Annotated in this window: 22 protein-coding genes and 4 tRNA genes; 11 read left to right on the top strand and 15 right to left on the bottom strand. The window is 47.3% G+C overall.

Translation table 11 applies throughout. From position 1 onward, the window contains the following. Nucleotides 1-147: 147 nt before the first annotated feature. A complete protein-coding gene (gene putP, locus Q0N89_RS08190) occupies nucleotides 148-1,647 on the top strand; it encodes a sodium/proline symporter PutP (RefSeq protein WP_294035264.1) in 1,500 nt (499 codons plus the stop codon). A gap of 232 nt (nucleotides 1,648-1,879) precedes the next feature. Here putP and Q0N89_RS08185 read toward each other — a convergent pair whose 3' ends face one another. The 5 genes from Q0N89_RS08185 to glmU form a co-directional block, all read right to left on the bottom strand. Then, nucleotides 1,880-2,833 (bottom strand): ribose-phosphate pyrophosphokinase, encoded by a 954-nt coding sequence (locus Q0N89_RS08185; RefSeq protein ID WP_078254629.1) that lies wholly within the window; start codon nucleotides 2,831-2,833, stop codon nucleotides 1,880-1,882. Between the two features lie 193 nt (nucleotides 2,834-3,026). Further along, nucleotides 3,027-3,102 (bottom strand) — tRNA-Gln (locus Q0N89_RS08180). A 70-nt stretch (nucleotides 3,103-3,172) separates the two neighbouring features. Then, nucleotides 3,173-3,248, bottom strand: a tRNA-Gln gene (locus tag Q0N89_RS08175). Nucleotides 3,249-3,355: 107 nt separating this feature from the next. After that, entirely contained in the window at nucleotides 3,356-4,381 is a 1,026-nt protein-coding gene (locus Q0N89_RS08170; RefSeq protein WP_294035261.1) for a PTS transporter subunit IIC, read from the bottom strand. Nucleotides 4,382-4,575: 194 nt separating this feature from the next. Next, the gene (gene glmU, locus Q0N89_RS08165; protein WP_294035259.1) at nucleotides 4,576-5,931 is read right to left on the bottom strand and encodes a bifunctional UDP-N-acetylglucosamine diphosphorylase/glucosamine-1-phosphate N-acetyltransferase GlmU; all 1,356 of its coding nucleotides are present in this window, start codon (nucleotides 5,929-5,931) and stop codon (nucleotides 4,576-4,578) included. Between the two features lie 187 nt (nucleotides 5,932-6,118). On the opposite strand from glmU, the gene Q0N89_RS08160 reads away from it, so the two are divergent. Continuing rightward, a complete protein-coding gene (locus tag Q0N89_RS08160) occupies nucleotides 6,119-6,301 on the top strand; it encodes a VOC family protein (protein ID WP_294035257.1) in 183 nt (60 codons plus the stop codon). 39 nt (nucleotides 6,302-6,340) lie between these two features. On the opposite strand, the gene Q0N89_RS08155 is transcribed toward Q0N89_RS08160, so the two are convergent. The 6 genes from Q0N89_RS08155 to hisF form a co-directional block, all read right to left on the bottom strand. Beyond that, nucleotides 6,341-6,922, bottom strand: a complete 582-nt coding sequence (locus Q0N89_RS08155) for a phosphatidylglycerophosphatase A (RefSeq protein WP_294035255.1) — start codon at nucleotides 6,920-6,922, stop codon at nucleotides 6,341-6,343. Between the two features lie 7 nt (nucleotides 6,923-6,929). Next, entirely contained in the window at nucleotides 6,930-7,499 is a 570-nt protein-coding gene (locus Q0N89_RS08150) for a GTP pyrophosphokinase (protein WP_294035253.1), read from the bottom strand. Nucleotides 7,500-7,508: 9 nt separating this feature from the next. Further along, complete coding sequence (thiL, locus tag Q0N89_RS08145; RefSeq protein ID WP_294035251.1) at nucleotides 7,509-8,438, bottom strand: thiamine-phosphate kinase; 930 nt, start codon at nucleotides 8,436-8,438, stop codon at nucleotides 7,509-7,511. A 2-nt stretch (nucleotides 8,439-8,440) separates the two neighbouring features. Beyond that, nucleotides 8,441-8,968, bottom strand: a complete 528-nt coding sequence (gene nusB / locus Q0N89_RS08140; RefSeq protein ID WP_294035249.1) for a transcription antitermination factor NusB — start codon at nucleotides 8,966-8,968, stop codon at nucleotides 8,441-8,443. 226 nt (nucleotides 8,969-9,194) lie between these two features. Beyond that, the gene (gene ribE / locus Q0N89_RS08135; protein ID WP_294035247.1) at nucleotides 9,195-9,689 is read right to left on the bottom strand and encodes a 6,7-dimethyl-8-ribityllumazine synthase; all 495 of its coding nucleotides are present in this window, start codon (nucleotides 9,687-9,689) and stop codon (nucleotides 9,195-9,197) included. Between the two features lie 153 nt (nucleotides 9,690-9,842). Further along, the gene (hisF, locus tag Q0N89_RS08130) at nucleotides 9,843-10,625 is read right to left on the bottom strand and encodes an imidazole glycerol phosphate synthase subunit HisF (RefSeq protein ID WP_294035245.1); all 783 of its coding nucleotides are present in this window, start codon (nucleotides 10,623-10,625) and stop codon (nucleotides 9,843-9,845) included. Between the two features lie 179 nt (nucleotides 10,626-10,804). Here hisF and Q0N89_RS08125 point away from each other — a divergent pair, with 179 nt between their 5' ends. Genes Q0N89_RS08125 through Q0N89_RS08110 form a run of 4 tightly spaced genes read left to right on the top strand, consistent with a single transcriptional unit; the run spans nucleotide 10,805 to nucleotide 13,993 of the window. Continuing rightward, complete coding sequence (locus Q0N89_RS08125; RefSeq protein WP_294035243.1) at nucleotides 10,805-11,803, top strand: homoserine kinase; 999 nt, start codon at nucleotides 10,805-10,807, stop codon at nucleotides 11,801-11,803. Then, nucleotides 11,803-12,690, top strand: coding sequence for a class II glutamine amidotransferase (locus Q0N89_RS08120; protein WP_294035241.1), 888 nt, complete (start codon nucleotides 11,803-11,805; stop codon nucleotides 12,688-12,690). Before Q0N89_RS08125 ends, Q0N89_RS08120 begins: the two co-directional genes overlap by 1 nt. Beyond that, the gene (locus tag Q0N89_RS08115) at nucleotides 12,690-13,553 is read left to right on the top strand and encodes a DUF3025 domain-containing protein (RefSeq protein WP_294035239.1); all 864 of its coding nucleotides are present in this window, start codon (nucleotides 12,690-12,692) and stop codon (nucleotides 13,551-13,553) included. The genes Q0N89_RS08120 and Q0N89_RS08115 overlap by 1 nt, the downstream gene beginning before the upstream one ends. Then, on the top strand, nucleotides 13,550-13,993 hold the full coding sequence (locus Q0N89_RS08110; protein ID WP_294035237.1) for a CopD family protein: 444 nt from the start codon (nucleotides 13,550-13,552) through the stop codon (nucleotides 13,991-13,993). The genes Q0N89_RS08115 and Q0N89_RS08110 overlap by 4 nt, the downstream gene beginning before the upstream one ends. A 1-nt stretch (nucleotide 13,994) precedes the next feature. Here the strand turns inward: Q0N89_RS08110 and Q0N89_RS08105 are convergent, their stop codons facing one another. The 4 genes from Q0N89_RS08105 to gltX all read right to left on the bottom strand — a co-directional run bounded on the left by Q0N89_RS08105 (nucleotide 13,995) and on the right by gltX (nucleotide 16,779). Further along, on the bottom strand, nucleotides 13,995-14,681 hold the full coding sequence (locus Q0N89_RS08105) for a metal-dependent hydrolase (protein ID WP_294035235.1): 687 nt from the start codon (nucleotides 14,679-14,681) through the stop codon (nucleotides 13,995-13,997). 78 nt (nucleotides 14,682-14,759) lie between these two features. Beyond that, a tRNA-Glu gene (locus tag Q0N89_RS08100) sits at nucleotides 14,760-14,835 on the bottom strand. A gap of 166 nt (nucleotides 14,836-15,001) precedes the next feature. Further along, nucleotides 15,002-15,077 (bottom strand) — tRNA-Ala (locus tag Q0N89_RS08095). 199 nt (nucleotides 15,078-15,276) lie between these two features. Beyond that, on the bottom strand, nucleotides 15,277-16,779 hold the full coding sequence (gene gltX / locus Q0N89_RS08090; RefSeq protein WP_294035233.1) for a glutamate--tRNA ligase: 1,503 nt from the start codon (nucleotides 16,777-16,779) through the stop codon (nucleotides 15,277-15,279). Nucleotides 16,780-17,201: 422 nt separating this feature from the next. On the opposite strand from gltX, the gene rsmH reads away from it, so the two are divergent. Genes rsmH through murF form a run of 5 tightly spaced genes read left to right on the top strand, consistent with a single transcriptional unit; the run spans nucleotide 17,202 to nucleotide 23,750 of the window. Beyond that, nucleotides 17,202-18,179 (top strand): 16S rRNA (cytosine(1402)-N(4))-methyltransferase RsmH, encoded by a 978-nt coding sequence (rsmH, locus tag Q0N89_RS08085; protein ID WP_294035231.1) that lies wholly within the window; start codon nucleotides 17,202-17,204, stop codon nucleotides 18,177-18,179. A 48-nt stretch (nucleotides 18,180-18,227) separates the two neighbouring features. Beyond that, nucleotides 18,228-18,602, top strand: a complete 375-nt coding sequence (locus Q0N89_RS08080; protein ID WP_294035229.1) for a cell division protein FtsL — start codon at nucleotides 18,228-18,230, stop codon at nucleotides 18,600-18,602. Next, nucleotides 18,595-20,640: a penicillin-binding protein 2 gene (locus Q0N89_RS08075; RefSeq protein ID WP_294035227.1), complete on the top strand. Its 2,046-nt coding sequence runs from the start codon at nucleotides 18,595-18,597 to the stop codon at nucleotides 20,638-20,640. The genes Q0N89_RS08080 and Q0N89_RS08075 overlap by 8 nt, the downstream gene beginning before the upstream one ends. Before the next feature lie 21 nt (nucleotides 20,641-20,661). After that, the gene (locus Q0N89_RS08070; RefSeq protein WP_294035225.1) at nucleotides 20,662-22,221 is read left to right on the top strand and encodes a UDP-N-acetylmuramoyl-L-alanyl-D-glutamate--2,6-diaminopimelate ligase; all 1,560 of its coding nucleotides are present in this window, start codon (nucleotides 20,662-20,664) and stop codon (nucleotides 22,219-22,221) included. Nucleotides 22,222-22,259: 38 nt separating this feature from the next. Beyond that, nucleotides 22,260-23,750, top strand: coding sequence for a UDP-N-acetylmuramoyl-tripeptide--D-alanyl-D-alanine ligase (gene murF, locus Q0N89_RS08065; RefSeq protein ID WP_294035223.1), 1,491 nt, complete (start codon nucleotides 22,260-22,262; stop codon nucleotides 23,748-23,750). Nucleotides 23,751-23,810 lie beyond the last annotated feature (60 nt).

Raw genomic sequence — 23,810 nt, 5'->3', positions numbered from 1 at the left:
TCTGTTATTTTTGTGTTATAATAGTTGTGCTTATGTGTCGATAACTTTTCATAATAGTATCGCACAAATCTAAGTACACAATATTTGTAAAATATTATTTGTAAGATATTTGCGGGCAATTGCCCGTGTGGTTTTAAGGAGTGTGCCATGGGAGAAGTGGCTACTGGTGTTTGGATTTCGTTGGCGGTGTATTTTATTTTGATGCTCGCCATCGGTGTCTATGCCTATTTTAAACAAAAAAACGATGTCGAAGGCTATATGCTCGGCGGTCGTGATCTTGGCCCTGCGGTGACGGCATTGTCAGCGGGCGCATCGGATATGTCAGGCTGGCTATTGCTTGGCTTGCCGGGTTATATGTACGCATCGGGCGTTGTGAGTATTTGGATTGCGCTTGGTTTGACCATTGGTGCATTTGCCAACTATCTATTGGTTGCGCCACGCTTGCGTGTCTATACCGAAGTGGCGGATAATGCCATCACTTTGCCTGACTACTTTGCCAACCGTTTCCATGACAAATCGCATCTATTGCGTATCGTGTCGGCACTGGTCGTCATTGTGTTCTTTACCGTTTATACCGCAGCCAGTCTTGTGGCAGGTGGTAAGCTGTTCGAAAGCTCGCTGGGTCTGTCATATAGCCTAGGTCTGTGGGTGACGGCAGGTGTGGTTGTGGCTTATACGCTATTTGGTGGTTTCTTGGCGGTGTCATTGACTGACTTTGTTCAAGGTGTCATCATGCTGATTGCCATGCTACTTGTGCCTATCGTGGCATTTAGCGAAATTGGCAGTGTGTCAGAAGGCTTTGCCATCGCCCAGCAGGCGAATCCTGAGGTCTTTAACTGGATGAATGGTGTCACCGTCATGGGTGTGATTTCCTTGATGGCGTGGGGCTTTGGTTACTTTGGTCAGCCACACATCATCGTGCGCTTTATGGCGATTCGTTCGGTCAAAGATGTGCCTGTGGCGACTGCCATCGGTATGGGCTGGATGATTCTAAGCCTCATCGGTGCATTGATGGTGGGCTTGGCAGGTGTGGCTTATATCGCCAAGACTGGTCAAAAACTGGATGACCCTGAGACCATCTTCCTAGTATTCTCGCAGATTCTATTCCATCCGCTGATTTCAGGTTTCTTATTGGCGGCGATTTTGGCGGCGATTATGAGCACCATCTCATCTCAGCTATTGGTTGTATCAAGCTCGCTAACCCGTGATGTGTACAAGCTATTCTTGGACAAAGAAGCATCAGAAGCACGCCAAGTCTTGGTCGGTCGTATCTCGGTAGTCATCGTGGCACTGGTCGCAATTATGCTCGCTGGCGATAGCAACAGCTCAGTATTGAAGCTGGTTTCGCACGCTTGGGCGGGCTTTGGTGCGGCATTTGGCCCATTGGTCATCCTAAGCCTAATGTGGAAACGCATGAACCGCAACGGTGCATTGGCAGGTATGATTGTTGGTGCATTGACCGTGATTGTGTGGGTATATGGTGGCTTTGAAATTGGTGGTCAGCCTGCCAATGATGCCATCTACTCAATCCTACCGGGCTTTGCGTTCAGCTTTATTGCAACCATCGTGGTCAGCCTAATGACTGCACCACCTGAAGCGAAGATTGTTGCGCAGTTTGAAGAGATGGAAAAAGGTCTAAAAGGCTAATTTCACGTTCTACACAATACCGCCACTTGGTTTAAGTTGGCGGTATTTTTTTTGGTAGTTTTATCAAGTCTTATTAAGCTGTGTTCGCTTATGCAAAGTTTGCAAAGCTTGATGGGATTGGCTAAGGCTTGATATAAGAATTAAAAATTGCAGATAAGATAAGGCAAAAAAATCCGCCAAATGATGTATTTGGCGGATTTGCTTGTTATGAATTTGAATCAATCATCGTTGCTTAGACATCGTATTCAAACATAGCGCTGATTGACTCTTCGTTATTGATACGGCGTAGCGATTCGGCAATCATCGCAGCGATGCTGACTTGGCGGATATTGCCACAGGCTTTGGCTGCATCTGATAGTGGAATGGTGTCAGTGACGACCAGCTCATCCAGTGCTGAATTTTTGATGGTTTCAATCGCTTTGCCTGATAGTACAGGATGGGTGATGTAGCCCACGACACGGCGTGCGCCATTGTCTTTGAGTGCTTGAGCGGCTTTGCACAGCGTACCTGCGGTATCCACGATGTCATCAACAATCACGCAGTCACGACCAGAGACATCACCGATGATGTGCATGACTTGTGATTCATTGGCACGGGCACGGCGTTTATCGATGATGGCAAGGTCAGCATCACCCAATAGCTTTGCCATTGCACGAGCACGCACGACACCGCCGACATCTGGTGAGACGACCATTAGGTTGTCATAATTTTGTTGTTTTAGGTCTTTTAGTAGGACTGGTGTGCCGTATAGGTTATCCACTGGCACATCAAAGAAACCTTGAATTTGGTCAGAGTGCAGATCCACCATCATCACACGGTCGATACCAGCGATTGATAGCATATCAGCGACGACTTTGGCAGAGATCGGCACACGAGCTGAACGAGGGCGACGGTCTTGGCGAGCATAGCCAAAATAAGGAATCACCGCAGTGATACGACCAGCGCTCGAACGGCGTAGCGCATCTGCAAGCAAGATGACTTCCATTAGGTTGTCATTGGTTGGCGCACAGGTTGGCTGTAGGATGAAAACATCTTTACCACGCACATTTTCTTTGATTTCGATGGCGATTTCACCATCAGAAAAACGAGTGATATCTGCTTTACCCAATGGAATGTGAAGATTATCAGCAACGGTTTGGGCAAGCTGTGGGTTGGCACTACCTGAAAAGACAGCCATATATGACATGGGAAGAATCCTATAAAAGCAAATCGAAAAAAGCTAAAATACAAGCCGATTAAGTGTATATTTTAGCATCTTTGGGGCGAAATTTGCAGGGGGTGTGATAATTTTTAGTGATTTTTGTAAAGTTTTTTGCTGGCAAAGGACAAAAAGTGCAAAAAAAATCAAGCCGACCATTGCTGATCGGCTTGATTGGATTTGGCAGAGGTAGCTGGACTCGAACCAACGAATGTCAGGATCAAAACCTGATGCCTTACCAACTTGGCGATACCCCTAGATGCAAATTTTTTTATAAAGATTTGCGAACTTTATCCAAAACAAACAGGAGGCATTTGTTTGGAAATATGGCAGAGGTAGCTGGACTCGAACCAACGAATGTCAGGATCAAAACCTGATGCCTTACCAACTTGGCGATACCCCTATATAGGGCGATAATTATACCGAAATTTTTATCCTTTGCAAGTGTTTTTGGGAATGATTTTATCAAAAATTTATAAGATTTTGATTTTTAATGACTTTTTATATTGATTAAGCCTTATCCAGTGTCAAATCACCATCCTTAATCCAGCCTTTGGTGCGCATGACTTTGGCAAATACCCAAGTCAGCAGTGCAGGGAGTAGCACATGAAAGGCAATGATCAGCCCCCAAGTGCTAAGGCTTGCCCCCATAGCATCGAGCGTGCCAATTTGCCCGACAAGCCCTGATGTACCCATGCCTGCACCCGATGGGATATTGGTCATGCCAAACATCGCCGTGGCAAAAGGCGCTAAAATCGCCCCAGACAGCGTCGGCGGTAGCCAGATTTTGGGATTTTTTAGGATATTCGGCATCTGAATCATGCTCGTGCCAAGCCCACAGGCAACCGCACCGCCCATGCCATTATCCCGATAGCTCATCACCGCAAAGCCAATCATCTGCGCCGCACAGCCCACCGTCGCCGCCCCTGCTGCCAAACTGCCCAAGCCTAGACTGATGGCGATGGCAGCACTTGAGATAGGCAAGGTGAGAATCAGCCCCATTGCCACCGCCACGACGATGCTCATGATGATGGGGGAGAGCTCTACCGCCCACATGATAAACTGCCCCAATGAAGTCATCAGCTCGGCAATCAGCGGACTGACAAATCCTGCCACCGCCATGCCGACAATCAGCGTTGTCGCTGGTGTGACGATGATGTCAAGCGGTGTGATGTGATGGACAAGTTTACCAAATTCTGCGCCAATCAGCGCCGCTACAAATGCCCCCACAGGCCCGCCAAGACTTGCCCCTGCAAAGCCTGTGATGATACTGGTAAATAGCACAAGCGGTGGCGATTTGAGCGCATAAGCGACCCCCGCGCCGATGGCTGCACCCACCATACTCTGCGCCTGCGTACCGATGTCAATGAGCCAAGGCAAGTTTGCCCAAGTGCCGATATTTTTGATAATTAAGCCCAAAATCAAGGACGAAAACAGCCCAAGCGCCATAAAATTGAGCGCTTCGATACCGTATCGTTGCCATGAGATGACGATATTTTGGCGTTCTAGATGTGCCTTGAGCGAAAAAGCGGTCATGTGTCGTCCTTGTGCGGTGGTGTGCAAGTGTATGACAAAAATGATTAAAATTTGAGCAATTATAATTCAGTGGTGAATAATTAGCAATATTAAATTTTAATTATACAAATTTATATGAATATGGGTGGGTAATTAGCCATAAAAAAGCACAAACCGTGATGATTTGTGCTGATGATTGCCATAGACTTGATGGCTTATTTTTTGGTTGGGCGACTCCAGCCATCGATGGTGGCTTGGCGAGCGCGAGCCAATGACAGCTTGTCTTCTGGTGCATCTTTGGTGATGACCGAGCCTGCGCCGATGGTTGCGCCTTTGCCGACTGTGACAGGGGCGACTAGGCTTGAGTTGCTACCTACAAAGGCATTGTCACCGATGATAGTGTTAAATTTATTGACACCATCATAATTGCAGGTAATCACCCCTGCGCCGATATTGACATCAGCGCCTAAGGTGGCATCACCGACATAGCTTAGGTGGTTGATTTTGCTACCCAGACCGACTTGGGTTTTTTTGGTTTCTACGAAGTTGCCGATTTTAACTTTGTCCGCCAGCACCGTTTTTGGGCGTAGATGCGCAAATGGCCCGATGGCGACATCAGCGCCGATGACGCTGTCATCAATGACGCAGTTTGGCTTGATATGCGTGCCTGCGCCGATGGTGGTGTTGCTAATCACATTGCCTGCGTCAATCTGCACGCCATCACCTAGACTGACATCACCGATAAATACGGTGTTGATGTCGATAAACACATCATTGCCTGCTGTCAGTGTGCCACGAATATCGACACGGCTTGGGTCAGCGAACTGTACGCCGTTCACCTGTAGAGCTCGGATTTGGTGCGCTTGATAGGTGCGCTCAAGGGCGGCTAGCTGAATGCGGTCATTGACCCCTTCGATTTCAAACTCGAATTCTGGGGCGATGGTAGCAATGGTCACGCCATCAGCGACAGCAAGCTTGACGATATCGGTGAGATAATATTCGCCTTGGGCGTTGTCATTGCTTAGGATGGGTAGGTATTTATGCAGTAGGGCATTGTCCACGCAGTAGATGCCACTGTTAATCTCGGTGATGGCTTTTTGGGCGTCGGTGGCGTCTTTTTGTTCGACGATGGCGACCACTTTGCCATCTTCACGGATGATACGCCCAAGTCCAAATGGATTGGCGACATTTAGGGTCAGCATTGAGATGCCGTCAGTGTTCGCTTCGACCAGCTTAGTCAAGGTGTCCGCTTGGGTCAGTGGCACATCACCGTACAAAATCAAGCTTTTGCCATCACTAGGCAGGTGTGGCAGTGCCATCTTGACTGCATGACCTGTGCCAAGCTGTTCAGCTTGCTCGGCAAAAGTCACGGCATAATCCGCCAAATCCGCCTTAACCATTTCACCACCAAAGCCATAAATCAGCACCGTGCTGTCGGATTGAATGCTTTGGCAAGTATCAAGCACATGGCGAACCAACGCCTTGCCTGCTAAGGTCTGTAGCACCTTAGGACGGCGAGATTTCATGCGTGTGCCTTTGCCAGCAGCTAGGATGATGGTGTGTAGGGTCATGGGATTTTCCTTAAAATTATGTCAATCCATCAATTTTAACAAAAATTCATGAGATTTTGGCAAAAATTTGCACAGGTTTGGTTGTGGTTTTGTTATGCAATCAGACAGTTTACAAAACTTCAATATCGCTCAACGCACCAGCTATTTATAATGCAATACATACAAATTCACCCATAAGGAAAACTGTATGAAAATCAATTATTATCTGAATTTCACCGCTGATGAAGTAGATGAAGCGACACGCCTATATCATGCGCTGTCTGATGGCGGTACGGTGGTTGTGCCACTCGATAAGACCTTTTGGGGTGCGATGTTTGGCGTGATTAAGGATAAATTTGGCATCCAATGGATGGTGAACTGTCAGCTATAAGTCATTGATTTGGTTGATAAACTGCCGTTGTATGGTTTATCAGCCAAATGGCACAAAGCTAAACACCGCAATCACCGTAATCATCCCTGCAATCACGCCTGCAAGCACATCATCAAGCATAATCCCAAAACCGCCCGAGACATACTTATCCGCCCAGCTAATCGGTGCAGGCTTTAGCACATCAAACAGTCGAAATAACCCAAAACCAAGCGCAATGACAATCCAAAAAGTCACGGAACTTGGATAAAACTCACTCATCTGCCCAAACTGATGTAGCACAAATACCGTTGGTAGTAGGCTGAGCCACATACCTACCCATTCATCCCACACGATGTGCGGATCATCTTCGATGCCCATCAGCTGTGATGTCTTGCCACAGATGTGGCTACCGATGACAAGTCCAATCAGTGTCACTGCCAAAAACACCCAAAACCCCGCCCAAATCAAAGGCAGGGCAATCACCAATCCGCCAACCGTCCCCCAAGTACCAGCAGCACGGCGTGGCAAACCTGAACCCAAGCCGATGCCAAGCCAATAGATGCACTTGTCAAAGCGGCTTGCACTCGGTGGGCAAGGTGGGCACTGATTGGATTTGTAGATGTCGGGTTTGGCTTGGCTCATGGCTTTCCTATTTGACAAAGTCACGCTTGTAGGCGATGTGGTTTTGGATATTGGTCAGGGCGTCGTTTTCATCCCAAATTTGCAATTCCCACGGATAATAAAAGTTGCTGGCATTTTTGAAATACACATGGATGCCAATGTAGCCATCCACATCTCGCAGATACCAGTTTTTTAGACCGTATTTTTCTTTAAATTCATCCAATTTATCCAAAATCACAGCAATATCCGCCGATGGCAGAACAATGCGAGCACCAAAAATATCATTTAAGATATTATTCACAGGATATTGATTTTGTCTTGCCAAATAGCGAGCGATTTTGGCGTGGATGCTTTCGGAAGTTTTGACCCGATAATAAAAAGCGATATCTTTGGTGTCGGCAAACAGCAGATAGTCGTTAATCGCTTCGTGCAGGTTGAGCCGATAAGATAAAATATGCTCGATGGGAACATTTTTTAGCGTATGGCTTAAATTGACCTTTTGCACCTTGCCTGTTTCAAAATAATCTTGTGAATATTTGGCATGAATCAGATTAATTTCACGAATCAGGCGTTCGGTTTTTTCAAGATTATCGCTCATATCATCACCCTAAAAATGCTCAAACCCTTTGATATCAAAGGCTACTGCTTGTCCATGCTCAAACAACCGTATGCCACTATCTGCCATGATTTCTCCGATGGCATGGATGGATAAATGGGGAAAATCCGCTTGAAATTGGGCAAATTTTTCTTTACTTATCGTAAAGCACAGCTGATAATCATCACCGCCATTTAGAATGTGCTGATATTTTTGGGCAAAGGGCAATTGATCCAATGAGTCATCGCAAGGTATGCTGTCCAAATATAGCTTTGCACCCACGCCACTACCGCTTAGGATATGCCCCAAATCCTGCCCCAAGCCATCAGAAATATCAATCATGCTATTGGCATAGCCACGCAAAGCCTGCCCAAGTGCCACCTGTGGCTCGGGATAATCCAGTGCTGTACGAAGCAGGCTTGCCTGTCCTGATGGGATTTCGTACAAGGCAAAAGCAGCACTGCCAATCTTACCACTGACGCATATCACATCATCAGGCTTAGCGCCTGTGCGTGTGATGGCATATCCTGTCGGCACAAAGCCCATCGCCGTCACGCTGATGGTGGTGGTCGGTGCATAAGTGGTATCACCGCCAATGAGCTTAACGCCATAGCGATCACAAATCGCATACAGCCCATCGGCAAAATCTGCCACCCAAGCTTCATCATAGCCAGGCAGGCTCAAAGCAAGGGTGATGCTGTGGGGCGCTGCGCCCATTGCAGATAGGTCGGACAGATTGACCGCCACCGCCTTATGACCGATGGCGTGCGCTGGTGTGTCCATTGGATAATGGCGATTTGCCACCATCGTGTCGGTGCAAATAACAATCTGCTGACCGACAGGCGCATCAACGACGGCACAGTCATCACCGACACTGATGGCGATATCAGCAGCGGCTTGATGACGGCAAAAATGCCGAGCGATGAGCGAAAATTCGGACATAATCAGCCGTTTGATTTTTTCGCTTGATCAGCTTTGACTTCGGCTTCACGCACGACTTTGGCGTATTGGTCAAGCACAGCATTGATGAGCTTATGAGCATCGGTCGCCCCAAAATGGGTGTTCAATTGCATGGCTTCATCAAGCACGACTTTATAAGGGATATGCAGACTGTATTTGAGCTCGTACGCACCGATGAGTAGTACGGCTTTTTCGATGGGATCAAGGCGATCAAAGCTACGATCGATGTAGCTTGAAAATTCCAGCACCAATTGATCTGCTTGCTCTGGGATTTGGCGCATCAATTCATGATAATAGCCCAAATGCACGGTATGCATGGCGTTGTCCGCACGAGTGCGTGCAGCGATATTATGCGGTTCGTTGCCGCCCATCAGATGGCGATCGACTTTTGAGAATCGATAATCGGTCAATAGCCATTCATAAAGACCCTGTAGGGCGAAACGGCGTGCCTTACGCACAGCGGTGTGAGTGGTCTTGTAGCCAGTGTCTGATGGGATGATGTGGTCTGTCATAAACGATGTCCAATAATGGCAAAAGGATGCGTATGGCTTACTATACCATAAATTAGCCAGTGCATAAATCGGCAAATTGCCCAATTTGCACGGCTTGCCAAGCATCCGATTGCAAAGCAAAAGATCAATTAACGCTGTTAAATAGTGCAGAATGATGGCTCATTCGTGATGCGTCGCTTAAACGCACCAAGCACACCCATCTATGATGGATGTGCAGGATGGGGGATTAGATGGCTTTTAGTACTGATACCATCTCAAGTGCAGTCATCGCCGCTTCATAGCCTTTGTTGCCTGCTTTGGTGCCGGCACGCTCGATGGTCTGCTCGATGTTCTCGGTGGTCAAGATGCCATTGATCACAGGGATGCTGTGGTGTAGCGCCACATGGCTTAGACCTTTGGCAGATTCGCTTGCCACGATGTCAAAATGCGGTGTCGCACCACGAATGATTGCACCGAGCACGACGATGGCATCGTATTCGTCCGAAACCGCCATGCGTTTGGCAAGTAGTGGCAATTCAAACGCACCCGGTACACGCACGACATCGATATTTTCGCCTTGTACGCCGTGGCGAACTAAGGCATCGATTGCGCCTTGAACCAAGCTTTCAACCAAAAAGCCATTAAAACGACCAACAGCGATACCGATGCGGACATCTTTGTTGTTGTCCAATGCGCCTTCGATATGAGTGATGGCGGCTTTTTGTGCAGTATAAGTTGTCATTGTGTTATCCTAATTTTAAAAATATATCAATCGTTGTAACGGTGCTATTTTAGCATAGATTAGCCGTCTTTTTAAGCGTGATTTTGCAACCTTTGATTGCAAAATTGATGGTTTATCCACTTTGGATGATTGATTAAAACTTGCCTAACTGATTTAGCGTGGCTCAACCAATCGCATCGGGATGCCTTGAGCTGCCATAAAGGCTTTGGCTTCACCGATGGTATAATCACCAAAGTGAAAAATACTTGCCGCAAGTACCGCATCAGCACCGCCCAAGGTCACGCCATCGGCAAGATGCTGTAAATTGCCCACGCCACCTGATGCGATGACAGGAATATTGACACTGTCAGCAATGGTGCGAGTCAGCTCAAGGTCATAGCCGCGGCGTGTGCCATCACCGTCCATGCTGGTGACGAGCAATTCGCCTGCGCCACGAGCGGTCATTTGTTTTGCCCATTCGATGGCGTCGATGCCTGTTGGCTTACGACCACCGTGGGTAAAGATTTCAAAGCCCATACTGCCATCAGGCTTGGTCACTCGCTTGGCATCGATAGAGACGACGATGCACTGATTGCCAAAGCGTGCGGCGGCATCATTGACCAAATCAGGATTGGTGATGGCAGCAGAGTTGATGCCGACTTTGTCTGCGCCAGCGTTCAGTAGGTTTCTGATATCTTCGATTTTACGCACGCCACCACCGACGGTCAGTGGAATAAAGATGGATTTGGCAATCAGCTCAACGGTATGATAAGTAGTATCTCGCCCATCGGATGTGGCGGTGATGTCCAAAAAGGTGATTTCGTCTGCGCCTGCGTCATTGTAGCGTTTGGAGATTTCGACAGGGTCGCCTGCATCTTTGATATTGATGAAATTTACCCCTTTGACCACACGGCCGTTTTCGACATCAAGGCAAGGAATCAGGCGTTTGGCAAGCATGGCGTATCCTATGGCGTAGTTGAACGATGAGTCAAGCACTGATTTGACGGGCTTATGCCAGAAATAATCACTGCTTAATCCTAAAATAACTTGGCAATTTTATCAAAAAATCATTAAAATATCAGCAAGTTTTTATCGCAGGGCGATTTGCCCGATTTGTGCTGATTGTAGGAAATCTTATGTCTGTTTATACCCATTTGTCCGAAGATGAATTTTTTGCGTTTTGTGGTTTGTTTGGTGTCAAATTCAAAAAAGCCATTCCCATCGTCCAAGGGGTGAAAAATTCCAACTGGTTCGTGCAGACAGATGGCGACGAAGGCAATGAGTTTTCTTATGTATTTACCCTATACGAAGAGCGTGTGCCTGCTGATATTATAAAAATGGCAACCGTCATGCACGCCTTAAAGGATAAATTACCGATTGCCCCACCGCTTGTCAAGCTCACCGCCAAAGGCAATCAAATCGGCGAAGACTGCGTCATGCGTTATGAAAATAAAGCGATTTTGGTCGTGCCAAAATTGGCAGGCAGTCATCCAACACAGACAGACACCGTGATGTGTCATGAAATGGGTAAGGCGTTGGCGGTGCTGCATGACACCTTGACCACGCTACAGCCTGCCGAAGACTATGGCGTGCCACTGTATGACTGGGCAAGGGTCAAAGAGCGTGAAACTGCCTTTATGCCAACCGATGAAGCGCGCTTGATGAACGACATTTGGACAGCATATGCCAATTTGCCAAGCGATTTACCAAAAGGGCTTTGCCATCTGGATATGTTTACTGACAATACTTTGTGGGATTTTAGTGCACAGACGCCACGCTTGACCGGCTTGCTTGATTTTACTGAAGTGTCGGTGGAGCATTATTTGATGGATGTGGCAATTACCATCAACGATTTTTGTACCACTTGGGGTAATGCCACCGATGGTGAGAGCGTGAATTTTGATACCGAGAAGATGGATGCCTTTGTGGCGGGATATGAGAGTGTGCGTCCTTTGACTGATGACGAAAAGACCGCCTTGCCTGTGATGCTAGCCTATAGTGCGACCATCTTTTGGCTACTGCGTCTCAATGTCATCCACTACAACCGTGAACAAGGGCGTACGGGCGATGATATTATGGTAAAAAATCCTGATTTGATGAAACGCTTAGCAAGTTTTCATTGGGGGCGTGTCTGATGTGCCAACTTCTAGGAATGAACTGCAACACCCCCACCGACATCGGCTTTAGCTTTGCAGGCTTTCGCAAGCGTGGCGGGCTGACCGACCATCACGAAGACGGCTTTGGCATTGCGTTTTTTGAAAAAAATGCCCATGAAGCAGGCGTGGGTTTGCGCCAATTTCATGATGATAAGCCAAGCCATTCATCACCGATTGCTGATTTGGTGAATAATTACCCCATTCGTGCGATGAATGTCATTGCTCATATCCGCAAAGCCACGCAGGGCAGTAACAGCCTTGCCAATACTCACCCCTTTGTGCGTGAAGTATGGGGCGAGCAGTGGGCATTTGCGCATAATGGGCAGATGACCGAGAGTTTTGTCAAACGCACCGAGCGTCTGATGGCGAACGGCAATGCCGAGCATTATACGCCTGTGGGCACGACTGATAGCGAATTGGCGTTTTGTTATCTATTGAACCGCCTAAAAGCCACCTTTAAAAGCCGTCCATCGGACGAAGCGTTATTTGCCTTTTTGACGGCGCAGTGTCGCTATCTGTCTGCCAATGGCTTGTACAATTGCCTATTATCCAATGGCGATTGGCATTTGGCATATGCGGGCAGTTTATTATTTTATCTGACTCGTAAAGCACCATTTGGTGAAGCCAAACTGTCTGATGGCGAGATGACGATTAATTTTCAGGATGTCACCACCGAAAATGACAAGGTAACGATTTTGGTCACTGTGCCTTTGACGGATAATGAAAAATGGCAACAGCTTGCCGTCGATGAGTGCGTGATTTTTAAAGATGGCGATGTGGTATTTCGTGATACACCCAGCAAAAAAACCTATATGAGCATCGAAGAAGGTATCGCCTTGGCACGCTCGGTAGGGGCAAGTGTCTGATGGCAACTGCCAGCTTTGCCGATGCGTTTGCTACCATTGACCAAGCGCGTCCTTGGCTAGCACCATTTGTTCGTATGCATCAGGCATTTGGCATGGATGGTAAAGTGCCATTGTCTGTATGGCTGAATGAGTATTTTAAAGAAAATCATTTATCGCTAGCAAGCCACACAGGGCGAGTGCTTAGCTTTACCGACCAAAGCGATTTGCCACATGGCGTGGCGTATGAACGCTATATCGGCGAGACAGGCAAAATCCCCACACGGGATAATCTGCACGATTGGTTTGGGGCGTGTATTTGGGCAAGTTTCCCAAAGTCCAAAGCCATGCTAAATTTTCATCACCTAAAGCATCTGGGCGATGATGCCACAGGCAATGGGCGTAATCGTGTGCGTGATGCCATCACGGTATTTGATGAAAATGGTATTATCCTAGCGGTGAGTGATGATGCGATAGGGGAGGGCATTGCCGAGCGTTTGTGTCAGTTTGATTGGACGGGGTCGCTTGTCGCCCCAAGACAGTTTTGGTATCAGCCAAATACCGATGAGCAGGCAGCTGTCCATGCTCAAGCCGTTATCTTTGGGCATGCACTATTAGAGCAGCTGATTCATCCACGCAAAAATCTGTGCGGTCATACGCTGATTGTCCCGGTGGATGGCTCGTTTTTTAAGATGTCTTTTGCCGAACGCTTGGCGATATTGGATGAGCGTGTGTCAGTGCAACTGAATCATTGGCTGTCCAATCCCGCTACCACGCCAAGAGACTTACAACCCTTGCCTGTACTTGGCGTGCCGTATTTTTGGGATGGGCAAGATGCTGACTTTTATCAAGATACCAGCGTATTTCGTAGTGGGCGTAGAGTATGATGAAAATTGCCTTATTTTTACACTTAATCGGTGCAAGCATTTGGGTGGGTGGACATCTGTATCTACTCATTCGCCTGATGCCAACTTTTGTGCGTAAGCAAGATGTGGCAGGCTTTTTAACATTCGAAAAAAGCTATGAACCGCTTGGCATGACGGCTTTGGCGGTGCAAATCATCACAGGCTTATATATGCTAAACGCCATCACACCTGTGGCTACTTGGCTGACACCGATGGGGACTTTGACCGCCTTGATTCATGCCAAATTAACTTGGCTTGTGCTCACCATCATCACTGCATTACACGCCAGATTCCGTGTGGTGGCAAGGCTTGAGCAGGGCAACTTTACCGACAGCACGCTTAAGGTGATGGCAGTTCATGTGGGCTTGATTTGTCTGTGGTCATTATGCTTTGTGGCGACAGGGATGGCGTTTCGGTTCTAGATTAACCCATCAGCTGACGAGTGATACGCGCCAAGCCACGCCACAAATCTTGATGGGGTGGGGTAAGATAATACAGCACGCCCAGCACCAGATATAGGCAAGCATATTGCACGAGCTTGTCTTTTTCAAACAGCTTAATCGCTGTGCCAAAGGATTGTTTGAGTCGCAGACCAAACGCATCCACGCTATAAATCTCATCTAGTAGCAAATGCACCATTGCACCGATAAATAGCACAAGTCCAAACAGCCAGCTGACAAAGGCTGTCAAATGTAACCCATAAAATGCCCCACAAACCACCGCCAAAGCAAACGCCGCCATATAAGGAATCGAGTGCACCATGCCACGATGTGTGGTCAGACGGCTAAAGGTTTCAAACACCCCAAATCGCAGTACCAAAAATCCCACCACCCAGACCATCAGCGAATGCAATATCAGCTCATCACCGCTATAACGATTGGCGTATAAGATGGTGATGAGTGTTGATGTGATGAGCGAGACGACCAAAAATCCCTGTGCAGCAGGGCGTGAATGCTCAAGGTCAATATCGGGCAACAAACTGCCAAGCGTACCAATGATGGCGCACAGTAGTGCTGTCGTCAGCCCATACAACTGCGTGCTAAAGCCTGCAACAGCAACACCAACGCTTGCCAATGCACCAACGCCAAGATGAGTATGAAAATTTGCCATAATGCTCGGATAAATGCCGTATAACAAAAAAGCCAGTCGCTATATGACTGGCTTTTTGCTCTCAGATGAGAAGAATATTGGCATCCCATAGGGGATTCGAACCCCTGTTACCGCCGTGAAAGGGCGGTGTCCTAGGCCTCTAGACGAATGGGACGCAAGGTTGTTATTTTTATTTTTAATCAAAACTTCGTTAGCTCGCCTTGCTGTACTACTTGTACTATCTGCGGCTCGCTGCCTAGTTTTGATTTAAAACTAAAAATAACTGAATAGTTATAGAATGTAAGAAAATGCCTAGGTGCTTACATCTATCATTAGCGATTTGGTGGAGCTAAGCGGAGTCGAACCGCTGACCCCTTGCATGCCATGCAAGTGCTCTACCAACTGAGCTATAGCCCCGTGCTAATGAGTGCGTATTATACAGTAATTTTTTGGAGCGTCAAGCCTTTTTTGCAAAAAATTTGCGAATTTGTCATAAATCCCATAATGCTTTGATTTTGTTCATAAATTATCAATAAAAAACGGCACATCGATGACAGATATGCCGTTTTGTGCTTGCTATAACTCAGCTATAACCAACCATAGCTAAGCCAAGCAATTATTCATCCGCCAAGAAATTTGGCAAAGTTTTGTTCTTTTCTTCAAGCTTTTTCAGCTTTTTCTTGCCAAGACCGCCAAGCACTTCGGTGGCATGGCGCAGGCGAGCCAGCGTCATATCTGCACCAAGCACGAACATCGAGTTCATCACAGGGGTGCTTGATGTGCTACCGGCAATGGCAACAAAGAACGGCTGCATAAAGTCCTTAAGCTTAATCTCAAAATTCGCCGCCAAGCCCTTGAGTACCTTATAGATGTTCTCTTCGCTCCATTCAGGCAGGCTCTCAAGTTGCCATGTGGCAAGGTATAGGATTTCAAGCAGTTGTTCGGTATCAAGTGATTTATGTGCAAAATCTTCGGCGGTGACATTTGGTAGGTTTTGGAAATAAAAACCCGCCCAGTTGATGGCATCAGATAATAGATTGATGCGTGGCTGAATGGCTTTGGCGATGGCGGTAAGTTTATCATCATCGCTTGCCCATGCTAGGATGGTGTTTTTTAGATTTTCTACATCCATCGCACGCAGGTATTCGCCGTTTAGCCAGTAGAGCTTTTCGATATCAAAGACAGGGCCACCAAGCGAGACACGCTTGATGTCAAAGCTTGCAATCATCTCATCTAGGGTGAATTTTTCTTGTTCATTTGGCAGGCTATAACCCATACGACCCAAGTAGTTCAGCAGGGCTTCAGGCAATACGCCAGCATCACGATAGTAGGTGATGGATGTTGGGTTTTTGCGTTTAGATAGCTTGGATTTGTCAGGGTTACGCAGTAGTGGCATATGGCACAGTACAGGCATCTCCCAACCAAAATATTGATACAATAGCTGATGTTTTGGCGCTGATGGCAGCCATTCTTCACCACGCAACACATGGGTGATTTGCATCAAATGGTCATCGACGACATTGGCAAGGTGGTAAGTTGGCAGACCGTCAGTCTTTAGCAAAACTTGCATATCGACCTGCTCCCAAGGGATAGCAACTTCACCACGCAGCATATCATGAATGGTGCACACACCTTCAGTTGGCACACGCATACGAATGACAAATGGCTTGCCGCTTGCGGCTAGTGCATCCGACTCTTCACGGCTAAGATTGGCGTAGCGACCGTCATATTTGACCGGCAGACCTTGTGCCATCTGCGCTTCACGCATGGCATTGAGCTCTTCGGGCGTACAAAAACAGCGGAACGCATGACCGTCATCAAGTAGCTGTTGGGCGTATTTTTTATAAATTTCACTACGCTCTGACTGACGATACGGTGCGTGCGGGCCGCCGACATCAGGACCTTCTGACCAAGTCAGCCCCATCCATTTTAGGGCATTTAGAATCATTTGCTCGGATTGGGCGGTTGAACGCACTTGGTCGGTGTCTTCGATACGCAGGATAAATTCGCCGCCCATCGATTTGGCAAAAGCTAGGTTAAATAGTGCAATGTAAGCAGTGCCAACATGGGGAAAGCCCGTTGGACTTGGGGCGATACGAGTACGAACTGGACGAGTCATAATAATCTCAAAGTAATCTCAAAATAATTTCAAAAATGGCTAAGATAATGCATAAATTGTGGTTATGATACCAAATTAGCACGATTTTTGGTAGCTGAAGATGGCTGAATGCTGACGGATTGGCAAAGCTGTTTAAAATTAGTAACAAACGCATACAAAAAACCGCCACATTTTCCCCAAAAATACACCAATTACTGCTAAAATAGTAAGGTTATATTTCCATGCGATTGTTTAATAAAATTTACTTTATGGTGAATTTATTAAATTTTGAAATATAAGCAAGTAATTTGGTGAATTTTGATAAATCATGATGAATTATCAGTCAATGAACGGCTGTCAATTCGTTAAAGCGTTAAAACTTAGCCAAACTAAATTAGCCAAGACCTAAAACAACCCAAACCAAAACCAACACAAGGGGCGATATGTCAAGCCAAGCCACAGCCGATTTTAGTCATACTACTGTCCTACTCGAAGAGACGGTGGCGATGGTGCTTGGCGTCAAGACGCTTGCCGATGTGCCAAAGCGTTCGGTATCAGGCATCTATGTCGATGCGACCTTTGGGCGGGGTGGGCATAGCCGATTGTTGCTTGAGTATTTGGCAGATGATGCTTGCCTTGTGGTGTTTGACAAAGACCCTGAAGCCATCGCTGTGGCACGGGATTTAGCGCAGGTGGATGCCCGCATTAAGGTGGTGCATGACAGCTTTGCAAGTCTATCAGATAGCCTAACGGCACTTGGCATTGATAAGATTGATGGCTTGATGGCAGACCTTGGTGTGTCAAGCCCGCAGCTGGATGATGGTGCTCGTGGCTTTAGCTTTATGCGAGATGGGGCGGTGGATATGCGGATGGATACCACGCGTGGCGAGCCTGTGTCGGCGTGGCTGAATCGTGTGTCTGCTGATGAGCTTGCTGATGTGCTGTTTGAATATGGCGAAGAGCGTCATTCACGGCGTATCGCTCGAGCAATCAAGGCGATGGAAAATTATGACTCTACCTTGGCACTGGCAGAAGTCATCAAACAGGCACATCCAAACTGGCAAAAAGGCAAGCATCCTGCCACCCAAAGCTTTCAAGCGATGCGGATTTTTATCAATAATGAGCTTGGCGATGTCGATGATTTTCTTGACCAAAGCATCAGGGTGCTAAAGGTAGGCGGTGAGCTTGCGGTGATCAGCTTTCATTCGCTTGAAGATCGCCGTATCAAGCAGTTCTTACAAAGACATAGTCGTGGGCAATACGAAGAAGATGCGCATCTGCCGATGCCGCCTGTGCGTCCCAAATACTTTGGTAAGCCAAAGCGAGTCGCGCCAAGCGATGCCGAAGTCAAAGCCAATCCCCGTGCACGCAGTGCGTGGCTGCGTGGCGCAACCCGTAGCGATGTGGCGTGGATCCAATAATCAAATTGCAATATAATAACCTAATCAATCCAACTGGCAGATATGCAAATGAGCAACCCAAAAACAAGCACTTATCAAGAGATGCCATCGATGATGCGTATGAATCTAACGACGGTGCTGCGTATAATTTTGGCGATATTGGTGATGCTGATTTTGTGGTCAGGCATCAAAGTTGTTGAACAAACTCAGCTGCGTCATCAGGTGCATATCGATATTCGTAAGCTTAATGTTGAGATTGAAGATTTACAAACCGAAGAGCAACGGCTGATGATCGAGCAGCAAACCTTTAGCGCCACACCGCAAGTGGCAAGCCGTGCCGTGAGTGAACTTGGCATGTTTTTCCCAACGGGTGAAAATCGCCGAGTTCTACCCCCTGCGGCAAATCCTGTGGATGTGAGCGAGAAGGGGCAGGGCGATGAGTAAGTCAAATCAAGCATCGCAATCAACACGCAAGACCGCACCAAAATCAGCTGTGGTAACAGCACCGCTACGCCGTAAAAAAGCGGTAGAGTCTGATACATTTTGGTCAAAAGTGAAGTCATTTTTTGGGCTTGGTCCAAAAAAACGCCGCTCAGCATCTTTGACAGTCAATTCAGATGATGTGATTCGTATTTATATCATTTGGGCGATTATGCTACTAGGGTTTGTGGCATTGGTTGCGATGGCATTTTATCGGCAAGTCATTGATGCCCCAAGACTCAAGGCGGCAGCGGAAGGTAGGTCAGTGACAACTCGAACGGTGACATCACCGCGAGGGATGATTTTTGATCGTAATGATACACCGCTAGCAGCAAATGCACCGCTTTTGACGGTATTTTTTGATGCAGAAGCCTACGCTGCTGAATATTACCGGCTGAATAAGATGCTCCAAAATGTCAGCTCGGATACTGCCAAGAGTAATATCAGCAAAAAGCTTGATGCGCTTGATTTGGTCAAGGTTGCAGCTGCCACAGGCTATCCACTTGAAAAACTACAAGCAGCAGTACAGATCAATGACAAGCTTGACTATCAAGCTGATGATATCGATGCTCAAATCGCCGCTGCCATGCCAAAAGCTGCAGGCAGACGACGAGTAGTGCTGCTAAATCGTGTATCACCTGAGATTGCCGCTCCTGTGCTTGAGTTGAAAGTTGGTGGCTCAATTGGTGTTGATCAGCTTGACCAACGCTATTATTTGCAAGCTGAGCCCAATGCTCAAATTATCGGCTTTTTGGGTCGATCGCAGAATGATGATTCTTTGATTGGTCGAGCAGGGTTGGAAGCGCAGTTTAACCAATATTTGACAGGTAAAGAAGGTAAGATCGTGCTGCTGCGAGATCGCCTAAATATGCCTATTAGTGAAATTTCTGTATTAAAAGAACAGGTCAAAAGCCAAGATCTACATCTGACCATCGATTCTCGCTTGCAGTATGTCTTGTACAAAGAACTTGAGCAGGTCGGTCGTTTGCAATCTGCCCGCTCAAGCTCAGGAATGGTTGTCGATGTGCAGACAGGTGAAGTGCTAGCGATGAGCTCTTGGCCGTCGTTCAATTCAAATAATCTATCTGACCGTGACGGCGCCAATGAACGCAATCGTCCAGTGATGGATGTCTTTGAACCAGGTTCGGTAGTCAAGCCATTCACAGTGGCGGCGGCGCTTGAGTCTGGCAAATACAGCACCACAAGCATCATCGATACCAACCCAGGCAGTCTGAGTGTCGGTGGCTATACTATCCGTGATGGTAAAAATTATGGCGCAATCACTTTGGCACGCTTGATTCAGCGTTCAAGTACCGTCGCATCAGCAAAAATCGCTTTGGCACTACCTAATGATGCCATTGTCAATATGCAACAAAAATTTGGCTTGGGTCAAAAAACAGCACTCAACTTCCCATCAGAAGCATCGGGCACGCTCAAAGTCCCGTCGGCAAATGAATTATCACGCCGAGCAACGCTCAGCTATGGCTACGGTCAGGAAGTTACTTTGGCTCAGCTTGTGCAAGCCTATGCAACACTTGGTAATAATGGTGTGATGAAACCGCTTAGACTGGTTCAAGATATTGATCAAGCAGAGTCTAAGCAAGTGATTTCGGCAACGCACGCCCAAGAGATTGTCAAAATGATGGAGTTGGTCACTGCCCAAGGCGGTACGGGTGCGCGCGCCGCCATCAACGGCTATCGTGTCGCAGGCAAAACAGGTACATCACGCCGTGCCAATCCGAAAGGGGGTTATTATACCGATCAGCATCGTGCGGTATTTATCGGTATGGCACCGGCGTCCAACCCACGCTTTGTCGTGGCGATTTTGGTGGAAGATCCACGTAAGCAGTCATACGCAGGGCAGGTGTCTGCACCAGTATTTCATAATGTCATGAAAGAGGCGTTGCGTCTTTATAATGTCCCTTATGACAAACCGCTGTATGCAGAAACGCCTAAGGCTGACACGGCTAAAGCTGATGAGCCAACCAAAAAACAACCCTAAGAATATCAGAAAGGAAATCTTATGCGTGCAGTGAATTTTAGTGAAATTATCAAACGAGCAACTGATACATCCCACACGGTGACATCAGAAATCGGCTTGTTGCAGTTGCAGTCATGGTTTGCACCAATCTTGACGCATCAGATGGTTAATTTTTGTTTGGATAGTCGCAAAATTAGCGAGCAAGACGGCTTTGTTTTGCTTAAAAGCACAAGCCAAGATGCACAAGCATCCATTGACAGTGCCAATCGCTACATCCAAGCCGTCAAAGATACTGCAAGCTTTATCATCAGTGAGTTTGATGCAGATGTACTTGTGCTTGATGGCGTATCCATTCCTGTAGTGAGCTTGCCAAGTATTCGCACGATTTTGGGTGATTTGGTGGCGGCTCGATTGCAGCTTAATGGTGCTGTGCCACTGCCAACGGTCGTTGCTGTTACTGGCACTAATGGCAAAACCACTGTCAGTCAGCTCGTCGCTCAGCTGTGCCAATCATCAGGCGTGTCATCTGCCATCATGGGTACGGCAGGTAATGGGCGATTGGGGCAGTTGGTGCAGTCGGCGAACACCACAGGCGATGTGCTGACGGTGCATGAATTTTTGTATCAAATGGCAAAAGAAGGCGTGCAGATGGTAGCGCTAGAAGCCAGCTCACATGGACTGGATCAATATCGCTTGCAGGGCGTGCCTGTGGCAGTGGTGATTTATACCAATTTATCCCACGACCATCTCGATTATCATCGTGATATGGATGACTATCGTGATGCCAAGGCAAAGCTGTTTGATAAAGCATTATTCCCAACGCTACAATACGGCATCATCAATGCCGATGCTGAATATCAGTTATTTAAAGATACTAAACAATACCCTGTGTATCGCTATAGCCAAAAAGACAGCACGGCTGAATATTTTGCCAAGATGGTCACCCCAAGCTTAGATGGCGTGGTGATCGATGCCAATACCGCACATGGCGAGATGACGGTGCATAGTCCACTGCTTGGCTTATTTAATGTTGATAATTTGCTGGCAAGCATGGCGGCGTTTTTGGCGCTGTATCCAGACAAGGCGGATAGCTTGCCATCACTCATCACGAGGCTACAGGGTGCTCGTGGACGAATGCAGCGAGCTGTTTCAAAGACTGGCTCGTTCATCGTCGATTATGCACATACACCTGATGCACTGGTGCAAGTACTCTCAAGCCTACGCAAGCATTGTGATGGCAAGTTGATTGCGGTGTTCGGCTGTGGTGGGGATCGTGATCGTACCAAGCGACCGTTGATGACACGAGCAGGACTTGATTTTGCTGATCATGTGATTTTGACAGCGGACAATCCCCGCTCCGAAGAGCCATCTGCCATCCTAAAAGATATGCAGCAGGGTCTGTCTTGTGAAGATCATTACAAAATTACCATCGAAGCCGACCGTAAAAAAGCGATAGAATTAGCGGTTCGCACAGCCTGTGCCAATGACATTGTGGTGATCGCAGGCAAAGGGCATGAGACTTATCAAGAAATCAAAGGCGTGCGTTATGACTTTGATGATATGGCGATTTTGGATGACTATTTGGCCAAGTATGGCAAATAATTTGAATGTATTTAATTTTTAAAAGTTAAGGCGATATTATGACCGCTTCCACTGCCGATTTGCCAAGCTATATTTGGCAAGCAGACAATTTACAGCAAGCCACACAGGGCGTTTGGCACAAGCTTGATGGACAAGCAATCACTGCGACCGCCATCACCACTGATACCCGCAAAATCGGTGCGGGCGATGTGTTTTTGGCAATTAAAGGTGAGCGATTTGATGCGCATGACTTTGTCAAAACTGCCCAAGAAAACAGTGCAGTCGCACTGATTGTCGAGCGTGAAGTGGACTGTGATCTACCGCAGTTGATTGTCAAAGATACCAAGCTTGCCTTGGGGGATTTGGGCAAATATCGCCGTGATCAGCATCCTGATTTGACCGTCGTTGCCTTGACTGGCTCAAGTGGTAAGACGACGACCAAAGAGATGATTGGGGCGATTTTAAGCCAAATTGCGCCGACCTTGATGACGCGTGGCAATCTCAATAACGACCTTGGTGTACCCATGATGCTACTTGAGCTTAGCGATGAGCATCGCTTTGCGGTGATGGAGTTGGGCGCTAATCACTTGGGCGAGATTGCTTATACTGCCAATTTGGTGCGTCCTGATGTCGCAGTCGTGCTCAATATCGGCACGGCACATTTGGGTGAGTTCGGCGGTCGTGCCAACATCGCTCGTGCCAAAAGCGAGATCTATACCGCACTGCACGCCGATGGTGTGGCGGTACTGCCTTTGTCTGACGAATTTTATCCGACTTTGGCGGATGAAGCTGCCAAATACACCGAGCAGGCATTAAGCTTTGGTGAAAAATCTATTGCCATTGATGAAGCAGGACTGGACGATACAGACTGTCAAGCACTCAAAGCAGAAGGTGTTGAAAGCGTGCTAATGATGGGCGATTTGTTCGCTGATGATGTTGAAAGTTTTGCAACGCATTGTACATTTACTCTAAATACCAATCTTGATGTGGATGATGTCGAAAGCCTACCTGTGCATCTACCTTTTATCGGTGAGCATAATGTTGCCAATGCGCTGGCGGCAGCGGCAGCAACCTTTGCGCTGGGTGTGGATCTACAGACTATCGTCAAAGGGCTTGAGTCGGCAGTACCGCCAAAAGGTCGCTTGACCCGTATCAGCTTTGGCGAGCATGGCTTGATTGATGATACGTATAATGCCAATCCAACATCGATGATGGCAGCAGCTCGTGTGCTTGAAGCTGAAGAAAATACCAAGATTTTGGTGCTTGGTGATATATTTGAACTGGGTGATGCTGCCGATAGTGAGCACGCAAGCTTGGGTAAGGAGTTGGCAACGCTTGGCATCGATCATGTATTGACCTTGGGAGTGCATATGGCACACACCGCCGATGCCATCAATACCATCAAGCCGATTGCGACACATTATCAGGATAAGCCAGCTTTGCTGAAGGATTTGCAGGAATTACTAAACCAAAGTAAAGCCACTGTGCTATTCAAAGGCTCTCGTGGCATGGCAATGGAAACATTGATTAATGAGTTGACCACCGTCTAAGACTATAAGATACTTTAAGGAAAAATTATGCTTTATTGGTTATTGCAACAAACAGACATC

This window comes from uncultured Moraxella sp., assembly GCF_945873075.1.
Lineage (GTDB): Bacteria > Pseudomonadota > Gammaproteobacteria > Pseudomonadales > Moraxellaceae > Moraxella.
The sequence above is the reverse complement of the archived record's forward strand: the minus strand, read 5'-3'. Positions and strand labels throughout refer to the sequence as shown.